Below are 17,893 nucleotides of genomic sequence, written 5' to 3'. Positions count from 1 at the left end.
GGAAATGAAGTCTCCTGCCGGGCGTCTGTAAACTGGCAGCATCCGGACCGACGGCGAGGCGCTTGGCCTGCTCCTGGTATCCGGTTCATGTGAAAACTGCTGCGACATCATTGGCCAGGCGGAACGACAATAATATATAGACCCCTTGGGATCCGATGAATTTGCTCTCCTCAGAGCGGCGGTGGCAGCGCCACCGGGTAGGTCTCCGGCCACGGCCGGAATTGATCGAGTTTCAGGATAAATGTAACGACGGCAGATGATTGCCCGATTTGCAGCGCCAGCGTCTTTTTCGATTGGCAGCCGGCGGGCATCTATCCCGTCAACACTTTTAACCCTCATCCGTGTTGTATGTTTTCTCTGTCACAATAGCAATAGGCTGGCTAAATATGCCATATTATTGGTGGAATTTCCGGGTTAACAATTGGTTCACCAAGGCCTGCGATTGTGGGGCGCAAACGCGCAAACTATCGTACGGCGTGGTTGAAATGGCGCTGTTACCGGCGTTTTTCCTCGCTGTTTATCGAAAATGACTGAAATACGGAATTTCTTGAAGGCCATGAATTTCACGCGCAACGCAGCGATATTCGGTGGGAGAGGGCGGCTTGGCGCGCGAATCGCGCGGCTTGCGTCGGCTCTGGCATTTTCCGTCGCCGCTTCTTTCTCCGTCGCGCCGTCGGCCCATGCCGTGGAGCCGCTCGTTGTCCATCAGGCGCGGATCATCGGCGATGAGGCGCGCACGCGCATCGTTCTAGACTTCGCCGAGGAGCCGGAATTCGATGTTCACTATCTCGATTCGCCCGCCCGCATCGTTGTCGACTTTCCGGCGGTGAATTTCAGCTTCCCCGCATCCGAGCTGAAGCCGACCGGTCTTTTTTCAGATATCCGTTTCGGCACCATGGGGCAGAACAGCGCCCGGATCGTGCTGACGGCGAAAAAGCCGGTTCAGGTGGCGGTTGCCGAAACCAAGAAAGCTGATGGCGGCCAATCTTTCCATTTCGTGCTCGATACGGAAATCACCACCAAGGGCAAGTTCGCGGAGCTGGTGAAGCATCAGCAGTGGCGGACACCAGCGCCGGTGACGACTGCAGCGATCGCGCCCGACGGCAAGACGTCGCGGCCGGCGGAATTCGTCATCGCGGTCGATGCCGGCCATGGCGGCATCGATGCCGGCGCCAGCGGCGGCACTACCGGCACCGAGGAAAAGGTCATCACGCTGACTTTCGCCAAGGAACTTGCCGAGCGGTTGAACCGCGAACCTGGTATAAAGGCGTTCCTCACGCGCGATTCCGATACTTTTCTCGCCTTGTCCGAACGGGTGACCATCGCCCGTCAGAACAACGCCAATCTCTTTATTTCCCTTCATGCAGATACGTTGAGACAAAAGGGCATCCGTGGCGCGACGGTCTATACGTTGTCGGACCGGGCGTCGGACCGGCAGGCGCAGGAACTGGCGGAGCGCGAAAACAAGTCCGACCAGATCGCGGGTGTTGCCGCCTCCAGCGAGCCGCCTGAGGTCGCCGATATTCTTCTCGATTTCACCCGCCGCGAAACCCAGGCCTTTTCTGTGACGCTGGCCGAAAACATCGTCTCCTCCTTCGAGGGGCAGGTGGGGCTCATCAACAACCCGCACCGTTACGCCGGTTTCATGGTGTTGCGCGCCCATGATGTGCCGTCGGTGCTGCTGGAACTCGGTTTCCTCTCCAATCCGGAAGACGAAAAGTTGCTTCTCGATGGGGAGTGGCGCAAGAAGGTGGCCGATACGCTCGCAACCGCCATTGGGCGATACCGCGCCAAGGCCATGGCAAATGGCGGCTGAGAGGGCTGCCTGCGAAGCGGCAATGCTGTTGCAGACCTGCCATTGACCGCTGAAAACCTGTTCAATTCTTGGGTCTTGCGGACGATTGCGAAGGCGAAGCCCTATTTTACTCACATTCGCCGCGTTACTCGGAATGCGGATTCGGTGGCAATCGGCAAAGCGTCCTGAGCGCGATTGCGGACTGCCGCCCGGTAACATATCAGCGAATGCTGCCGTATCCGGCTTGTCATAGAAGGTATGGTGTGCAAAACGGCACGCGATATGCAAGGATGCGCCCGTATATCGTCGGGCGTTGATGGTTACGATTCGAATTATCGGTAGCTTAGTATGATCAGACTGATTGGATATTTTTTCGGCTTGGCCAGCGTGCTTTTTCTGTGCGCAGCCGCCGCCGGTGCAATTTATTTGCACGGCGTGACAAAGGACCTGCCGGATTACGCAGTTCTGAGCACCTATGAGCCGCCGGTGACGACCCGCGTGCATGCCGGCAACGGCGCGCTGATGGCGGAATATGCGCATGAAAAACGCCTTTTCCTGCCGATTCAGGCCATTCCCGACCGCGTGAAGGCCGCTTTCCTTTCGGCGGAAGACAAGAATTTCTACAATCATCCGGGTGTGGATGTCTTCGGCCTCGGCCGCGCCATTCTCGTCAACATCCAGAATCTCGGCTCCGGCCGCCGTCCGGTCGGCGCCTCCACCATCACCCAACAGGTGGCGAAGAACTTCCTTCTGACCAACGACCAGACCATCGACCGCAAGCTCAAGGAAGCCATTCTGTCCTTCCGCATCGAGCAGACCTATTCCAAGGACAAGATTCTCGAGCTTTATCTCAACGAGATTTTCTTCGGCCTGAACTCCTACGGCATTGCCGGTGCGGCGCTCACCTATTTCAACAAGTCCGTGACGGAACTGACGATTGCGGAAACTGCCTATCTCGCGTCGCTGCCGAAGGGCCCGGCCAACTACCACCCGATCCGTCGCGAAAAGGCTGCTCTCGAGCGTCGTAACTGGGTGATCGACCGTATGGCCGAGAATGGCTATATCACTGTGGACGACGCGACGGACGCCAAAAAGCAGCCGCTTGGCGTCAATCTGCGTCGCGGCGGCGCCCACATTTTCGCATCCGATTATTTTGCCGAGGAAGTCCGGCGCCAAATCGTCGAGAAATACGGCGAGGAAGCGCTTCTCGAAGGCGGGCTATCGGTCCGTACCTCGTTCGATCCGCAGATCCAGATGGAGGCGCGCAAGGCTCTCCAGGACGGTCTGGTTCAATATGACGAGCGTCGCGGTTTTCGCGGCCCCGTAGAGCAGATCGATACAACGGGCGACTGGACGGCGGCGCTCGCCAAGGTCAAGGGTTTGCGCGACGTTCCGGAGTGGAAAATCGCCGTGGTCCTCGCGGTTGCGGCCGATGGAGTCGATATAGGCGTGCAGGCGGATGCGGAAACGGAAGAGGGCGACAAGCGTACGCGTGGCCATATCGCCGCAGAAAATATGCGTTGGGCCTTTCGCGACGCGACGGGTAAAAAGGCGACCACCAAGTCCCCGGTCGGCGTTCTGGCCGTCGGCGATGTGATTTATGCGCAGCCGCTTGCCAAGGCCGGTAATGAATATCGCCTGCGCCAACCGCCGAAAGTGCAGGGCGGCATGGTGGTGATGGATCCGCATACCGGACGTGTTCTGGCCATGGTCGGCGGCTTCTCGTATGCGCAGTCGGAATTTAACCGCTCGACGCAGGCGATGCGCCAGCCGGGTTCCTCCTTCAAGCCGTTCATCTATGCGGCGGCGCTCGACAATGGTTATACGCCGGCATCGGTCATACTCGATGCGCCGATTGAGGTCGTTTCCGGCGGTCAGGTCTGGAAGCCGCAGAATTACGGCGGAGGATCTGCGGGTCCGTCGACCCTGCGTCTCGGCATCGAGAAATCCCGCAATCTCATGACCGTGCGTCTGGCGCAGGACATGGGCATGAATCTGGTCGCGGAATATGCGGAACGTTTCGGCATCTACGACAAGATGCCGCCGCTTCTGGCCATGTCGCTCGGTTCCGGTGAAACGACCGTCATGCGTATGGTCTCTGCCTATTCGGTTCTCGCCAATGGCGGCAAGCAGATCAAACCGACGCTGATCGACCGTATTCAGGACCGCTACGGCAAGACGATCTTCCGGCATGAGGAACGCGCCTGCGAAGGCTGCAACGCGACAAGCTGGCAGAACCAGGACGAGCCTGTGATCGTCGACAATCGCGAACAGGTTCTCGACCCGATGACCGCCTATCAGACGACCTCAATGCTGGAAGGCGTCGTGCAGCGCGGCACGGCGGCCGGCAAGATCAAGGTCGATCTGCCGGTTGCCGGCAAGACGGGCACGACCAACGATGAAAAGGACGCCTGGTTCGTCGGTTATACGCCGGACATGGTCGCCGGCCTCTATATCGGCTTCGATTCGCCGGCGCCTCTCGGCCGCGGCGGCACGGGCGGCTCGTTGTCGGCGCCGATCTTCGGCGAATTCATCGCCGATGCGGCCAAGCACATGGAGCCGAGTAAGTTCATCGTGCCTGCTGGCATGAACTTCGTCGCCGTTAACCGCAAGACCGGCATGGCGGCGGTCGAGGGCGAGCCGGACACCATCATGGAAGCCTTCAAGCCCGGCACCGGTCCCGCTTCCACCTTCTCTGTCATCGGCGATGACGGATACATGTCGCAGGAAGACATTCTGAAGACCTCGCCGCAGGCGCAGCAGGCCATCACCGGCGGTGGCGGCGGTCTTTATTGATATCACTCCTGACGTTTGGCGGGGGCGCGGGTCTTTACATCCGCGCCCCCCGCATTTATTTGAGCAACGAGTTTCAATGAAGGTGAAGAACCAGCGAAATGCGCAATGAAATCGTGAACGTAGTCGACGAAATCAAGCAGGCCATAAGCCTGCTGAGGAGGCATCTTTGACTGGGACCAGGCGATAAGACGACTGGACTGGTTGAATAACAAGGCAGAGGACCCGACCCTCTGGAACGATGCCGCTGAGGCTCAGAAGCTGATGCGCGAGCGCCAGCAGCTGGATGACAGCATCAATGGCGTCAGGGCGCTCGAGCAGCAGCTCAAGGACAATATCGAGCTGATCGAACTCGGCGAGATGGAAGGCGACGACGAGATCGTCAAGGATGCCGAAGACGCGTTGAAGGCACTGAGAAGCGAAGCGAACCGCCGTCAGGTGGAAGCCATGCTGTCAGGCGAAGCCGATGCCAACGATACCTATCTCGAAGTGCATTCCGGCGCCGGTGGTACCGAAAGCCAGGATTGGGCCAACATGCTGCTGCGCATGTATACCCGCTGGGCCGACCGTGAAGGTTTCAAGGTCGAGGTGCTCGAAGTTCACGACGGCGAAGAAGCCGGCATCAAGTCCGCGACGATCCTCGTCAAGGGCCACAATGCCTTCGGCTGGCTGAAGACGGAATCGGGCGTGCATCGTCTCGTTCGTATTTCGCCCTATGACAGCAATGCGCGTCGCCATACGTCGTTCTCTTCCGTCTGGGTTTACCCGGTGGTCGACGATTCGATCCAGATCGACGTCAACGAAAGCGATTGCCGCATCGATACCTATCGTTCATCCGGCGCAGGCGGCCAGCACGTCAACACCACCGACTCGGCCGTGCGGATCACGCACATTCCGACCGGTATTGCCGTTGCCTGCCAGCAGGAGCGCTCCCAGCACAAGAACCGCGCCAAGGCGTGGGACATGCTGCGCGCCCGCCTCTACGAGGTGGAGTTACAGAAGCGGGAAGAGGCAGCCAATGCGCAGGCCGCTTCCAAGACCGATATCGGCTGGGGCCACCAGATCCGTTCCTATGTTCTGCAGCCTTACCAGCTGGTCAAGGATCTGCGCACTGGTGTGGAAAGCACTGCACCCGGCAACGTGCTGGACGGCGATCTGAACGAGTTCATGGAAGCCGCTCTCGCGCACCGCATCAGCGGCGGCGCGGATGTGGAAGTCGCGGATATCGACTGACGCTTCAAGTGCGTCGATTGAAGAAGATTACCCTCGCAAACCCATTGCGAGGGTTTTTTCGTTGGAGAACAAGCATGAAACAGGCGCTCTATATCGTCGACGTCCAGTCGAGCTTCAATCCGCCGGCTGCGCTGGTGGCGGAAATATCCGCTCTCGCCCTGACAATGCCCAGTATCGCCACCGTCGAGCGCCATGACGAAAGCGTAACACCCTTTGAGCGGCAACTCGGCTGGAAACCGGGCAGGGACGACGAGTCGCTTGTTGCGGCAGATCGCATATTCATCAAACACGGTTATGCGCCACCCCGGGAGGTCATCGACCATCTTCTGTCGCTGAAACTCGACAGGGTGCTGGTCTGCGGCATTCAGGCCGATACCTGCGTGCTGGCCGCCGGTTTTGCCCTCTTCGATGCGGGGCTGCATCCCACGCTGTTGCCGTGGCTTACGGTGGGCTCCAGTCTCGACCGCAGCGGTGAACTCGGGGCGAGATTATGGAAACATCATTTCGGTGCGGTTCTTGGCGGCCCGGAGGCGCTGCAAGCGTAATCTTTCCCGGCCCGCGCATCGGGCCGATCAGTTTGACGCTTTCTCGACCTTCATCTCGCCCAGCTCGTCGATCAGGATCGTCCAGCTTTCAGCTTCCTTGCTCATCGGGTCCGTTTTCAGGTAGACAGTCACGAACAAGCCGGGCGAGGCGGGCGCGCCATTCGAACTTTCGGGACGAATATCCGTGACATAGGATTTCATCTGGCTGAATTCTTCCAGTTCGATATTTTCCAGAAGATTCGGCCCTTCTGCGGTAAAGACGATTCGCTGCAGGTAGATTTTTGCCGTGCCGTCGCCCTGGCGGATGGCGATGACCTTGTAGTAGCCGCGCGTGGGCGAGGCAGGCGGCGGCCGCAATTGCCCGTCGGGGCCTTTCACCGGCTCAAGATTCCGGTCTTCCCACATGCCGCTGCTGACGACGAAGATTGCCGAAACCGGCAGCGCGTCGATCGCTTCCGTCTGCGCGCGCGCGGGAAGCAGGGCGGCGGCAAAAAGGAGGGCAGCGAGGATTGGTCTTGTCAGTTGCATGGCCATTGTCGATTGCGAGCGTCAATTGTTGAACTGTTCCGCGAGAACGCGGTCCGACCATGAACGGTCCGGATCCGAGAGAATCCTTGCCGTCCGGTCCTGCGATTGTGCAATCCGAACATGACGAACGGATTTCACCTCGGTGTGGTCGGCCACCGCGTTCACCGGGCGCTTGTCGCGTTCCAGAACATGAATATCGACCGTCACCTTATTCGGCAAAAGCGCGCCGCGCCAGCGCCGTGGGCGGAAAGCACTGACGGGGGTGAGCGCCAGCAGCGGCGATTCCAGCGGCAGGATCGGTCCATGGGCGGAGAAATTGTAGGCTGTGGAGCCTGCCGGCGTCGCAACCATCATGCCGTCGCAGATCAATTCTTCCAACCGCACCTTGCCGTCCACCTCCACACGCAGCTTGGCGGCCTGGTGGGACTGGCGAAACAGGCTGACCTCGTTCATGGCAAGCGCCGTAAACTCGTCGCCGTCGGAATCCGTCGTCGTCATCCGCAGGGGATGGAAATCATTGCCGCTCGCCACCGCGATTCGCTCCAGCAGGCCGTCCACCCGGTAGTCATTCATCAGGAAACCGACGGACCCCCGGTTCATGCCATAGACCCGCTTGCCCGAATTCATCGTCTCGTTGAGAATTTGCAGCATGAAGCCGTCGCCGCCGAGCGCGACGATCACTTCAGCCTCTTCGAAAGGTGTATCGCCGTAAATGCCTTTCAGCTCTTTCAGCGCGGCCTGCGCCTCTTCGGTTGCGGAGGCGACGAAGGACAGTGAATAGGTAGAATGCGACATCCGCTTCCCTCGACAAGGCGCAGACCGGAAACCGTCCACGCAAGGCGCTGTAAACCGTTGAAGCGGCTCGAAATCTTGAAACCTCGACAGGGAGGTCGATGACAAACCGCCAGACGCACCCTTGGTACATGAAGACGGCGGCTGGCGACAAGGCCTTTCACAGGCGCAGGCGTTCCCGGACGGCGGACCGCACCGATCCGGTCCACAGCTTCTTGATTTCCACTCACGGACAAGGGTTGCGATGCGGGGCGGCCTGATGCAGTTTGCCTAAGGCAGTCGGAATGACGAGTGGCAGGAGATGGATGTGGCGCTGAACTACGATATCTACGATGTCTTTACCGAAACGAAAATGGCGGGGAACCCGCTGGCGGTCATGTATGACGCCGATGATCTTCCCCAGGCCACGATGCAGGCGATCGCGCGGGAAATGAACCTTTCCGAAACGGTTTTCGTCAACCGGTCCAGCAATCCGGCCCATGCGGCCTCGCTGCGCATCTTCACGCCCTCGGGCGAGTTACCCTTTGCCGGCCATCCGACAGTCGGCGCGGCGGTGGCCATCGCCGAGCGAAATCGCGGCGTGGGCGATGACGACATCGATATGGTCTGCGTACTGGAAGAGCAGGTGGGTCCGGTGCGTTGTGCGGTGAAGATGCGCCCCGGTGCGGTCAGCTTCGCCGAATTCGACCTGCCGCGCAAATCGTCCCGCGTCGAGTTGCCGCTCGATCACACGGCGCTTGCCGATGCGTTGGGCGTTAGCGAAGGACATCTCGGCTTTGAGAATCACGTGCCGTCGATCTGGACCGCCGGTGTGCCGTTCCTGCTCGTACCCCTGCACAATATCGCCGCCATCAGGGAGATGGATTTCGATGCTAATCTGTGGTTGCGCACCGCGCCGCTGGTGGAAGGACGCCTGACGGCGGCCTATATCTACTGTCGCGGCGGCGTCAATCACGCGGCAAAGTTCCACGCCCGCATGTTCTCTCCGGATATGGGCATTTCGGAAGACCCTGCCACCGGTTCAGCCGCGGCCGCTCTCTCCGGCGCCATCCACCATTTCGACGGCCTGACCGACGGCCATTATCCGCTGCTCATCGAACAGGGCGTGGAGATGGAACGACCGTCTCATATCCATTTGCGTATGGACATCAAGGACGGCGAAATCGCCCGCGCCCGTATCGGCGGCCACGCGGTGCGGGTGGCATCGGGCACGTTCGAGATTTGACATCGGCATAATGGCGCAGCATTCCGGGGGGCGCGGAATTTTACGGTGGCCTCACCCTGTTTGCGCCGGTAGAGGTGCCGATCCTGTCATGCTTGACATCTATCGCGACCCAGGTTCTAAATTCCTCAGCCTCTCCGCAAACTGTTGGAGATGCGCTTAATAACTCACGGTTTCCGCACATAGAGGTCCCAATGCGCCGAGTCCCTTCTCAAAAAAATCACCTTGGAGTTTTTGAGAAGTTGAGGGTTCATGCGCACTTTGAATCTGGGCATCCTCGCCCATGTGGACGCAGGTAAGACTAGCCTTACGGAGCGTCTCCTTTTTGACGCCGGTGTGATCGACAAGCTGGGCAGCGTCGATACCGGCAATACGCAGACAGACAGTCTCGAACTGGAACGGCAACGCGGCATCACGATTAGGGCCGCCGTCGTCTCTTTCCTGATCGGCGATACTAACGTCAATCTCATTGATACGCCCGGCCACCCCGACTTTATCGCGGAGGTGGAGCGGGTGCTGGGTCTGCCCGATGCAGCAGTGGTCGTCGTTTCCGCCGTGGAGGGCGTGCAGGCCCAGACGCGTGTATTGGTGCGGGCGCTGCAACGTCTTGGCCTGCCGTTCCTGTTCTTCATCAACAAGGTCGACCGAGTCGGTGCGCGTTATGACGAGGTTGTGAACGACCTCGCCAGTCAGTTGCGGGTGCGCCCGGTCGCTATGTCGACAGTCACCGATGCGGGCGGAAAGCGCGCGCGGGTGGCGGCAACCGATATGGGGAGCGAACCATTTTTCACCGGTCTCTGTGAAACGCTTGCGGACAACGATGAGGAGTTGCTGCATGACTATCTTTTGACGCCAGACTGGGCGGACCTCGAAAAACTTTCGCGATCGCTCAGGCAGCAGACTGCCCGCGGGTTGGTGCATCCGGCTTTTGCCGGTGCGGCAATGACGGGGGCCGGTTTGCCGGCTTTGATTTCGGCTATTACCGACATGCTGCCCGCTCGTAACCCCGATCCCGACGGTGAGGTCGTAGGAAAAATCTTCAAGATCGAGCGCGGATGGGGCGGTGAAAAACTGTCCTATCTGTACCTTGAATCGGGAACGATCCGGCTTCGGCATTATCTGCCTATGCCGCGGGGGTTGGCGAGGATCACGGTAATACAACTCTTCAAGGACGGTCGCGTTCAAAATACGACAAGTCTCTGCGCTGGGCGAATTGCCCGCGTCACCGGTCTTGCCGGAGCGAGGGTTGGCGACCGGGTGGGTGTGAACGTCGTTGCCGGTGGCGCATTTCATTTTGCGCCGCCTACACTCGAGACGCGCGTCGTTTCTCGGCAGCCGTCCGGACACGCGGCCCTGTGGCTGGCGCTCAACCAATTGGCCGAGCAGGATCCGCTGATAGGTTTGCGAAGGAACGATGAGACAAACGATGTTTTCGTATCGCTCTACGGTGAGGTGCAAAAGGAGATCATTCAGTCTGAGTTGTCGACAGGTTTCGGTATCAAGGCCGATTTTGAAGACAGCACGGTTATCTGCGTGCAAAGGCTTTCCGGCATCGGGCAGGGGCTTCAAATCCTGTTTAAGGAACCCAACCCGTTTCTCGCAACCGTGGGGCTTCGCGTCGAGCCCCGCGCGGCTGGCACCGGCAACAGCTTTGCATTGGAGGTGGAAATCGGCCAGATGCCGGCAAGCTTCTATCGTGCGGTGGAGGAAACCGTATTCGAAACGCTGAAACAGGGTGTCTTCGGCTGGCAGGTGCAGGATTGTCACGTCGCAATGACGGCTGCGCGGCATACCTCTCCATCGAGCACTGCTGCGGATTTCCGGCAACTGACGCCGTGGGTGTTGGCAACGGCGCTCAAGGAAGCGCGAACCTTCGTTTGCGAGCCGTTCGACCACTTTCATCTCGAAGCACCCGCCGCAGCCATGACGCGGTTGATCGCCCTGCTTGCCAAGGCAGGGGCGGCCCCTGGAAACTCTGTTATCTCCGGGGGCGTGGCAAGGCTTGAGGGGACAATTGCGTCTGCGGCGGTTCGGGGTATCCAACAGCGGCTGCCGGAACTGACCAGCGGCATGGGCGTGATGGAAACATCGTTCGACCACTATGCGCGAACTGACAATCCCCCACCTCCGCGCCGGCGCTCAGGTTCCGATCCGTTCAACGAGCGGGACTATCTACTGCGCATAGGCCGAAATGCAGAATGACCGCCGCTTAGTCCGCGACGGTCATTTGTTAAAGCATATCTCCCAAAAGCGTGCAGCGTTTTCGGGAGCAAGACATGCTTAAAAACAAAAATCCAAAGCGTGTCGCATGAATCGGATTAAACGCGCCACGCTTTAGTAAGGCTGTATAGGCACGCGGAGAGGTATCCATCTCCGCGTTCCCCTTCGTCAATTGAACCGGCCCGCCGCGTGGGCAAGCATCGTATAGACCTTGCCGGTATCGGAGGTGAGGTAGGACTGCGTGACTGTACGGTCGCGGTCTGTGCGAGCCACGTCGGCGAGCAGCTTCTCGAAATCGGTAATGTAGCGGTCCACGGCGGTGCGGAATTCCGCTTCCCGCTCATATTTGCGCTTGATTTCGTCGAAGGTCGTCTGACCCTTCAGCGTGTAGAGGCGACGGGTGAAGACGTCACGCTCGCCGCGCTGGTAGCGACGCCACAGCTCCACGGAGGCGTCGTGATCGATGGCGCGGGCGATGTCGACCGAGAGCGAGTTCAGCGATTCCACCATGTGGCGCGGATTGCGGGTGTCGGCCGCACGGGTGGGCTGCTGTTCTGCGCCGGCGCGAGGTGCGGACGCCGCTGGCGTTTCCTGTGATGCGCCGCGCAACAAATCGCTGATCCAGCCGCCGCCTTCTTCACGGCGTCCGGCAGGGTTAGTTGCGACCGGCTGTGCCGGGGCGGGTGCCTGACGGTTTTCGAGCGGCAGCGCGCCACGCAAGGTGGGGGCCGGTTGCGGCTGGGCCGGGCGCTGCTGAACGGGAGCCGGGGCTGCCGGTTGCGGACGCGTCTCGACACGGCGCTCGGTTGCCGGCTGGGTCGCAGCAATGGCGCGGGCGACCGGTTCGGAGACTTCCATCTGGTGGGTCGAACGACCGACGAGCTGCGAAATATCCTGAAGCGCCTTGATCTGTTCGGAAACGGCGCGGCGCATGGCGGCCGCACTTTCCTTGGCTTCTTCCGGCAGGTCGAAAGCGCCACGCTTCAGTTCGGCGCGGGTCGCATCCAGCTCGCGGCGGATATCGTGGCTGGAGCGGCGGATTTCGTCCGTCGCGCCGGCAAAGCGGCTGACAGCGTCCTCGACGGCCTGACGCAATGTTTCCTTGAGGTTGGCTGCGGCGGCATTCGATTTTTCCGAAGCGGTGCCCAGAAGATTGTCGACTTCCGACAGCGAGGATTCGACACCACCACGCAGGCGGTTGACCAGCTCGTCGGAATATTTCTGCGCGTCGGAGAGCGTGCTTTCGATCGAACGGCTGGCATCCTGACCGGCCGACAGCAGGGCGCCCCGCATTGTCTGGGCCGCCGAACGGGCGCGCTGTTCCGTTTCATCAAGCGAACGGCCGATATCGGAGAAGGACGCCTGCAGATTGTCACGCAGATTGCCGGCGACATTCTGCGAACGCTCCTCGGCCTCGTTGAGGGTGTTTTCCACCACGCCGACGACGTTACGCATGGCGCTTTCGATTTCCTCGGAGCGCTTGACGAGGCCGACGGACAGGCTGCGAAGCGCATCCTGACGTTCTTCCAGCGTGCCGACGAGGCTCGACTGTGCCGCATTGAGAAGCTCGGAAGCCTGGCTCAGCACCTTCGAATGTTCCTCGAAGCGGCCGACGATGCCGGCGACTTGCGCCAGTGTCTGGCCGGAAATATTCGACAGGCGGTCGATTTTTCCTTCGAGCAGACGGCTGGAGCTGGAGACCATGTCGGCGGCCTGCGAGGCGGATTCCGAGAAGCGGGTCGCCGAGGCGTTCAGCGCTTCATCTGCCGCGCCGAAGCCCTGTGCGGCGCGCTCGACAGCGGAGTTGAAGTTGCTTGCCGACTGTTCGACGATTTCCGCCATGCTGTTATGGGTCTGCGACAGCATATCCGTGCTCTGGCGGGTGGCGGCAACCAGCTTGTTGGCCGCATCGCTGCCGGCGCGGGCATATTTGTCGATGCCCTGTTCGACGGCGTCCGCCATGGCCGTATGGGTTTCCGACAGCATGTCGGTGCTCTGGCGGGTGGCGGCGACCAGCTTGCTGGCCGCATCCGTTCCGGCAGCGGCGTAATCGCTGATCGCCTGTTCCACCATGCCGACCATGCCGCTGTTGCTCTGCGACAGAAGATCTGCGCTTTGCTGGGCTGCGGAAACGATCTTCTCGGCGGCTTCGCGACCGATGGTGGCATATTCGTCGACGACGGGCTTCGCCTTCTCTTCGATCAGGCGCGAAAGTTCGGCGGAGCGGCTAGCCAGCATCGAGTTGAGTTCGCGGGTGCGGTTATCAAGCGCCGAGCGAATGGATTCGCCACGCGCGTCGAGGGCGGATTCAACGCCCGTCAGCGTTTCGGAGATGACGCCGACCTGAGAGCGGACGACGGCTTCAGCCTCGGCAACCTTGTTGACGATGATGTTGCCCGCTTCGGAGAAGGTCTGGGCGACGGCGGCGGCCTGGCCGGAGAGACGGGTCTGCGCATCGGAAATGCGGTTGACGATCTCGCCGGAGCGCTCTTCGATGGCCTTGGTGAAGGCTTCGTTCTGCGCCTGCACCTGTTCTGCAAACTCCGAGCCGGATTTCGAGAGCAGGGCGGAGGAGCGGGCCGCTTCGTCGCCGATGCTTTGGGTGGCCGAGGTGACCGCGCCGCGCAGGCTCAGCGCTAGATCAGTCGCCTTGCCTTCAATGGTGCGGTTGACATTTTCGAGACCGATGGTCAGCGCCCGGTCCATAGTGCCGAGGCGCTCATCGATGCGGGCCGTGCCGCTATCGAAGGTTTCCGCCAGACGGCTGGTGCGGCTTTCGAACGTGTCTGCGACGCGCGTGGTCTGCTCGTCCAGAATGCCGGTGATGCGCTCGGCTGCCTCGTCGCTGGTGCGGGCGAACACGGCCGTTTTGTCTTCCAGCGCTTCGGCAAAGCGGCGACCGGCATCCTCGATTGAGGTGTTCACATTGGCCAGATCGCCACCGACGCGTGCCTGCAACGTATCGAGCGAGGTCTCGATGCGTGCGCCGGTCTCGTCGAGACGGGTGTTGACATTGCCGATTGAGGTTTCGATGCGGTTGGAGAGGGCGTCGGTGGCCCCGCCGATTTCGCGGGCTGCTTCGCCGATCTTGACGGCGATATCGCCGGCGCTGTTGCGAAGACGTTCTTCCAGCGTCGCAGCACTGCCGTCAATCGTCTTCTGCAGCGCTTCCTGCTGGGTTTCGAGCGACAGTTCCAGCATGCTGGCGCTGGAGGCGACAGTGGTGCCGATCATCATCGCCTGCTCGGAAAGCATGTCGCCCATCTGGGCCGTGGCGGAGTTGAGCGTCGCGGCAAGGTCCGCCTGACGCTGGTCGAGCGCGGTGCGAATATTCTCATGCGATTGCGACAGATTGCTTTCGAGACGCGAGACGCCTTCTTCCACTGTCTGGGCAAAGCGGCTGCTGCCGTCTTCGACGACACTTTCGATGCGGTCGGCCGCGCCCGAGACGCTCTGTTCGATCAGGCCGCTATTGCGCTCCAGCGAACCGGCAATGCGCTCGGCCTGCGAGCCGAGCATGGTTTCCAGGCGATCGTGGCCGCTGGCCAGCGCGTTTTCAAGCGTGAATGCGGTGGCTTCCAGACGCTGGCCAACGCCGGCCGCCGCAAGCGAGAGCGACGACGCTCTCGCATCCATGGCTTCGGCGATCCGCTCTTCGACACCGGAAATCGTCATGTCGAGCGCGATGGTACGGCTGTCGAGCGCATCGGCGATGCGTTCCTCGGCACCGGAAACAATGCCGGAAAGTGCAGCAGTACGCGTGTCCAGAGCGCCGGCGATGCGGTCCTCAACACCGGCAACGGCGTTATTGAGAGCGGCTGTGCGACCATCGAGAATATCGGCGATCTTTTCTTCGACACCGGAGAAGCTCATATCGAGCGCCATGGTGCGGCTGTCGAGCACATCTGTGATCCGCTCTTCGGCGCCGGACACGACAGTCTTCAGCGACTCTGTGCGGCTGTCGAGCGCGCCGGCAATCCGGATCTCGGCACCGGCCACGAGTTCGCCAAGGGCCGCAGTGCGCGTGTCGAGCGCTTCGGTGATTTTTTCTTCCGCGCCGGAGAATGTCATGTCAAGAGCCATGGTACGGCTGTCGAGCGCATCGGCGATGCGTTCCTCGGCACCCGAAACAACGGCGTTGAGAGCGGCTGTGCGACCGTCCAGCGTTTCCGCGATACGGGTTTCCGCACCCGCTACCACGTCTCCGAAGGTGGCCGTGCGGCTGTCGAGCGCGCCGGCAATTTTTTCCTCAGCGCTCGCGACAATGCCGGTGAGGGCAGACGTGCGGTTGTCGAGCGTTTCCGAAAGCCGTTCTTCGACATTGGCGAAGGTCATGTCGAGCGACAGCGTGCGGCTGTCCATCGTGTCGGCAATACGCTCCTCGACACCGGAAATCGCGCTGGAAAGAGCGGCGGTGCGGCCGTCGAGCGTCTCGGCGATACGGCTTTCCGCGCCGGAGACGACGTCATGCAGCGCAGCTGTGCGGCTTTCCAGCGTGTCGGAGATGCGGTCTTCTATGCCGGAAACCGCGCCGGTGATGGCTGCTGCCCGGGTTTCGAGCGTTTCGGCAAGACGGCGTTCCACATCGGCAACAACGCTGTTGATCGCAGCGGCGCGTTCGTCGAGCATCGCGGCGAGGTGTTCGGCCGTGCCGGAAACCGCGCCGGTAATGGCGAGGGAGCGGCTGGCGAGCGCTTCGTCGAAACGGTCCTGGCTGGCCGAAAGCGCGCCGAACAGGGCGTTGCTGCGTTCCGCCAGAACGGTGTCGATCTTCGCATGCGAATTGGCGAAGGCATCGGTGATTTCGGCAGTGCGCTGGCCGATGGCATCGCTGAAGGCCTGGGTCCGGCTGTCAAGCGCGCTTTCCAGCATTTCCTGACCCGTGCCCAGCGCGGTTGCGAGCGCCAGCGACTGGTCGGTCATGGTGGTGCCGATCCGCTCAAGACCGACATTCAGCATGGTGTCAAGCGCTTCGGAGCCGCCGGCAACGGTTTCGTTGATGCGGGCGAGGCTTTCCATCAACTTGCTGTCGAGGCTGCCGGCGCGCTGGTCGAAGGCGCTGGCAAACTGCGCCACATGCTCGTCGAAGGCCGAATTGACCTGGCCGACCGTCGCCTGCATGCGCTCTTCATAGAGGCCGGAACGAAGATCGAGATCCATGATAGCATCGTCGGCGGTGCTCTGCAGGCTCTGGCGGAAGGACAGGCCCTTTTCCTCAAGCGTCGTGGACAGCTTGTCGAGAACCGTATCCAGCGAGCCGCCGATGACCTGCTGGCCGCGTTCGATATTGCGGTTGAGTTCCAGTGTGCGCGTCGACAGCGTCTCGTTGAGCTGACGGGTGCGCTCCTCAAGCGCGCTGTTGAGGCTTTCCACGCCGCTATCCAGCGTCGATGCATGGATCGCGAAACGCTCCAGCAGCACTTCACCGCGCTCGTCCAGCGTCGAGGTGAGGTTATGAAGACGCATGTCGAATTCGTTTGATATCGTCGAGCCGGAGGAGTTCAACGCCTGCAACAGATTTTCGGTCTTGGCGGCGATCAGGCTGCCCATCGCTTCGGTCGAAGCGCGCGATTTTTCGAGCAGCGCGGCCGAGCGCGTGTCGATCATCGAGGCAAAGGCCTCGCCGGTCGTGGCGATCCGCATCGAAAGCTCTTCGCCGACGATGGACAATTCTTCCTTGATCTGTTCCTGCGCGCCGACGATGGAGGAGCGGATGCGCTCGGCATGGTTGACGATAGCGTCGCGCTCGGCGGTCAGTTCCTGGACGAGGCTGCGCACGCGCAGTTCGTTGTCGGCGTAGCTGCGCTCAAGCGCATTGACTTCGGAATGAACGAGGGTTTCGAGTTCCGTCGCTCGCGCAATGGTGCGCTCGATACCGTCATTCATGGCCGAAACTTCGCGGCGAACCGCCTGGCCGACGGACATGATGCGGTCGGACGCGACCGTTTCCGGTTCCGCGAGGCGAAGGGCGACTTCGGCCATGGATCGGGCGGCATTTCGCAGATCGCGGGCGCGCGCCATCATGATCGCAAAGGCAAAGAACAGCATGACGGGAACGAGAATGCCGACGACGATCGCCATCAGTCCGGGGATCGCGGTGAGATCGGCGACCGATCCGATGTTCCAAAGCGCATTGCCGTAAAGAAGATGGGCGATGCCAAGGCCGCCAAGCGCCCAGATGACCGACATGATCGTGGCGTTGCGCAATGCGCCGCCGATGGAGCCGCCTTCCAGCGATTTCAGGATCATCGCCGGGCTGCGCTTGGAGCCGTCATTGGCGGCTTCGAGATTGGGGGATCTGGGCGTCTGTTCGGCAGGCGCGCGGGCGGCCTCGGGAGCAGGGGTCTGTCTGCTTGCTTCCTTCACTCTGGCCTCCGGCTGCTTCGGCTTTGCAGTTTTCTGCGTCTCCGGCTTTTCTTCGAAAGCGCCAAGCTGCAAGGCATCTTCCAATGCCTGAAATGCAGTCTCGTCGACAGAGTCGCTGATCTTGTTATTCGCCATGCGGTTACGCCTCGTTACACATACGCCCGGCTTCATGCCGTTGACCACTTGCGTTCCGCAAGCGGACTGCCGCCATCATGCCAACGAAACTTTCCCTCAAGAGAGGGCAGTTCCGCCACTTACCAAATCCCGAATTGCTGGTGGTCCAGCTTTCGGGCGAAATTACATCACTGTGCCGTAATAACAAAGCTTGAGCTTAAGCCCTGTGAGAACGGCAGTACCGTAGTGACACATTTAGGTGTTCGAAACAATTAATGCGGATTT

The 17,893-nt window shown here is 60.8% G+C and carries 9 protein-coding genes; 6 read left to right on the top strand and 3 right to left on the bottom strand.

Annotated elements, in window-relative coordinates; genetic code table 11:
• The first annotated feature begins 556 nt into the window (after window positions 1-556).
• From O9X91_RS13715 to O9X91_RS13700, 4 genes are all read left to right on the top strand, one after another.
• Window positions 557-1,816, top strand: coding sequence for an N-acetylmuramoyl-L-alanine amidase (locus O9X91_RS13715; protein ID WP_142912149.1), 1,260 nt, complete (start codon window positions 557-559; stop codon window positions 1,814-1,816).
• A gap of 327 nt (window positions 1,817-2,143) precedes the next feature.
• A complete protein-coding gene (locus O9X91_RS13710) occupies window positions 2,144-4,591 on the top strand; it encodes a penicillin-binding protein 1A (protein WP_142912150.1) in 2,448 nt (815 codons plus the stop codon).
• 98 nt (window positions 4,592-4,689) lie between these two features.
• Window positions 4,690-5,821, top strand: a protein-coding gene (gene prfB, locus O9X91_RS13705) for a peptide chain release factor 2 (protein WP_162520364.1) whose coding sequence is annotated in 2 segments (ribosomal slippage) — window positions 4,690-4,758 and window positions 4,760-5,821 — 1,131 coding nt in all. Because the reading frame shifts where the segments join, the coding sequence is not laid out codon by codon here.
• A gap of 74 nt (window positions 5,822-5,895) precedes the next feature.
• Window positions 5,896-6,366, top strand: coding sequence for a cysteine hydrolase family protein (locus O9X91_RS13700; RefSeq protein WP_077982399.1), 471 nt, complete (start codon window positions 5,896-5,898; stop codon window positions 6,364-6,366).
• Window positions 6,367-6,393: 27 nt separating this feature from the next.
• Here O9X91_RS13700 and O9X91_RS13695 read toward each other — a convergent pair whose 3' ends face one another.
• Entirely contained in the window at window positions 6,394-6,894 is a 501-nt protein-coding gene (locus tag O9X91_RS13695) for a hypothetical protein (RefSeq protein WP_142912151.1), read from the bottom strand.
• A gap of 21 nt (window positions 6,895-6,915) precedes the next feature.
• Complete coding sequence (locus O9X91_RS13690) at window positions 6,916-7,689, bottom strand: NAD kinase (protein ID WP_077982398.1); 774 nt, start codon at window positions 7,687-7,689, stop codon at window positions 6,916-6,918.
• A 304-nt stretch (window positions 7,690-7,993) separates the two neighbouring features.
• Here O9X91_RS13690 and O9X91_RS13685 point away from each other — a divergent pair, with 304 nt between their 5' ends.
• Both O9X91_RS13685 and O9X91_RS13680 read left to right on the top strand, forming a co-directional pair.
• Entirely contained in the window at window positions 7,994-8,911 is a 918-nt protein-coding gene (locus O9X91_RS13685) for a PhzF family phenazine biosynthesis protein (RefSeq protein ID WP_137410229.1), read from the top strand.
• Window positions 8,912-9,160: 249 nt separating this feature from the next.
• The gene (locus tag O9X91_RS13680; protein WP_142912152.1) at window positions 9,161-11,110 is read left to right on the top strand and encodes an elongation factor G; all 1,950 of its coding nucleotides are present in this window, start codon (window positions 9,161-9,163) and stop codon (window positions 11,108-11,110) included.
• Window positions 11,111-11,296: 186 nt separating this feature from the next.
• Here O9X91_RS13680 and O9X91_RS13675 read toward each other — a convergent pair whose 3' ends face one another.
• Window positions 11,297-17,629 carry an apolipoprotein A-IV repeat region-like domain-containing protein gene (locus tag O9X91_RS13675; protein ID WP_142912153.1) on the bottom strand — a complete coding sequence of 2,111 codons (6,333 nt, stop codon included), beginning with the start codon at window positions 17,627-17,629 and terminating at the stop codon, window positions 11,297-11,299.
• Window positions 17,630-17,893: the final 264 nt, after the last annotated feature.

Origin of the sequence: Agrobacterium salinitolerans (assembly GCF_027498475.1) — a bacterium.
In the GTDB taxonomy this organism is placed as follows: Bacteria; Pseudomonadota; Alphaproteobacteria; order Rhizobiales; family Rhizobiaceae; genus Agrobacterium; species Agrobacterium salinitolerans.
This window is presented reverse-complemented; position numbering and strand designations above follow the sequence as displayed.

Bases quoted from the DNA above. Each gene is read 5' to 3' on its own strand.
- O9X91_RS13695 (WP_142912151.1), bottom strand. From the start codon at position 6,894: ATGCAACTGACAAGACCAATCCTCGCTGCCCTCCTTTTTGCCGCCGCC.
- O9X91_RS13700 (WP_077982399.1), top strand. From the start codon at position 5,896: ATGAAACAGGCGCTCTATATCGTCGACGTCCAGTCGAGCTTCAATCCG.
- O9X91_RS13690 (WP_077982398.1), bottom strand. From the start codon at position 7,689: ATGTCGCATTCTACCTATTCACTGTCCTTCGTCGCCTCCGCAACCGAA.
- O9X91_RS13715 (WP_142912149.1), top strand. From the start codon at position 557: ATGAATTTCACGCGCAACGCAGCGATATTCGGTGGGAGAGGGCGGCTT.
- O9X91_RS13710 (WP_142912150.1), top strand. From the start codon at position 2,144: ATGATCAGACTGATTGGATATTTTTTCGGCTTGGCCAGCGTGCTTTTT.
- O9X91_RS13680 (WP_142912152.1), top strand. From the start codon at position 9,161: ATGCGCACTTTGAATCTGGGCATCCTCGCCCATGTGGACGCAGGTAAG.
- O9X91_RS13675 (WP_142912153.1), bottom strand. From the start codon at position 17,629: ATGGCGAATAACAAGATCAGCGACTCTGTCGACGAGACTGCATTTCAG.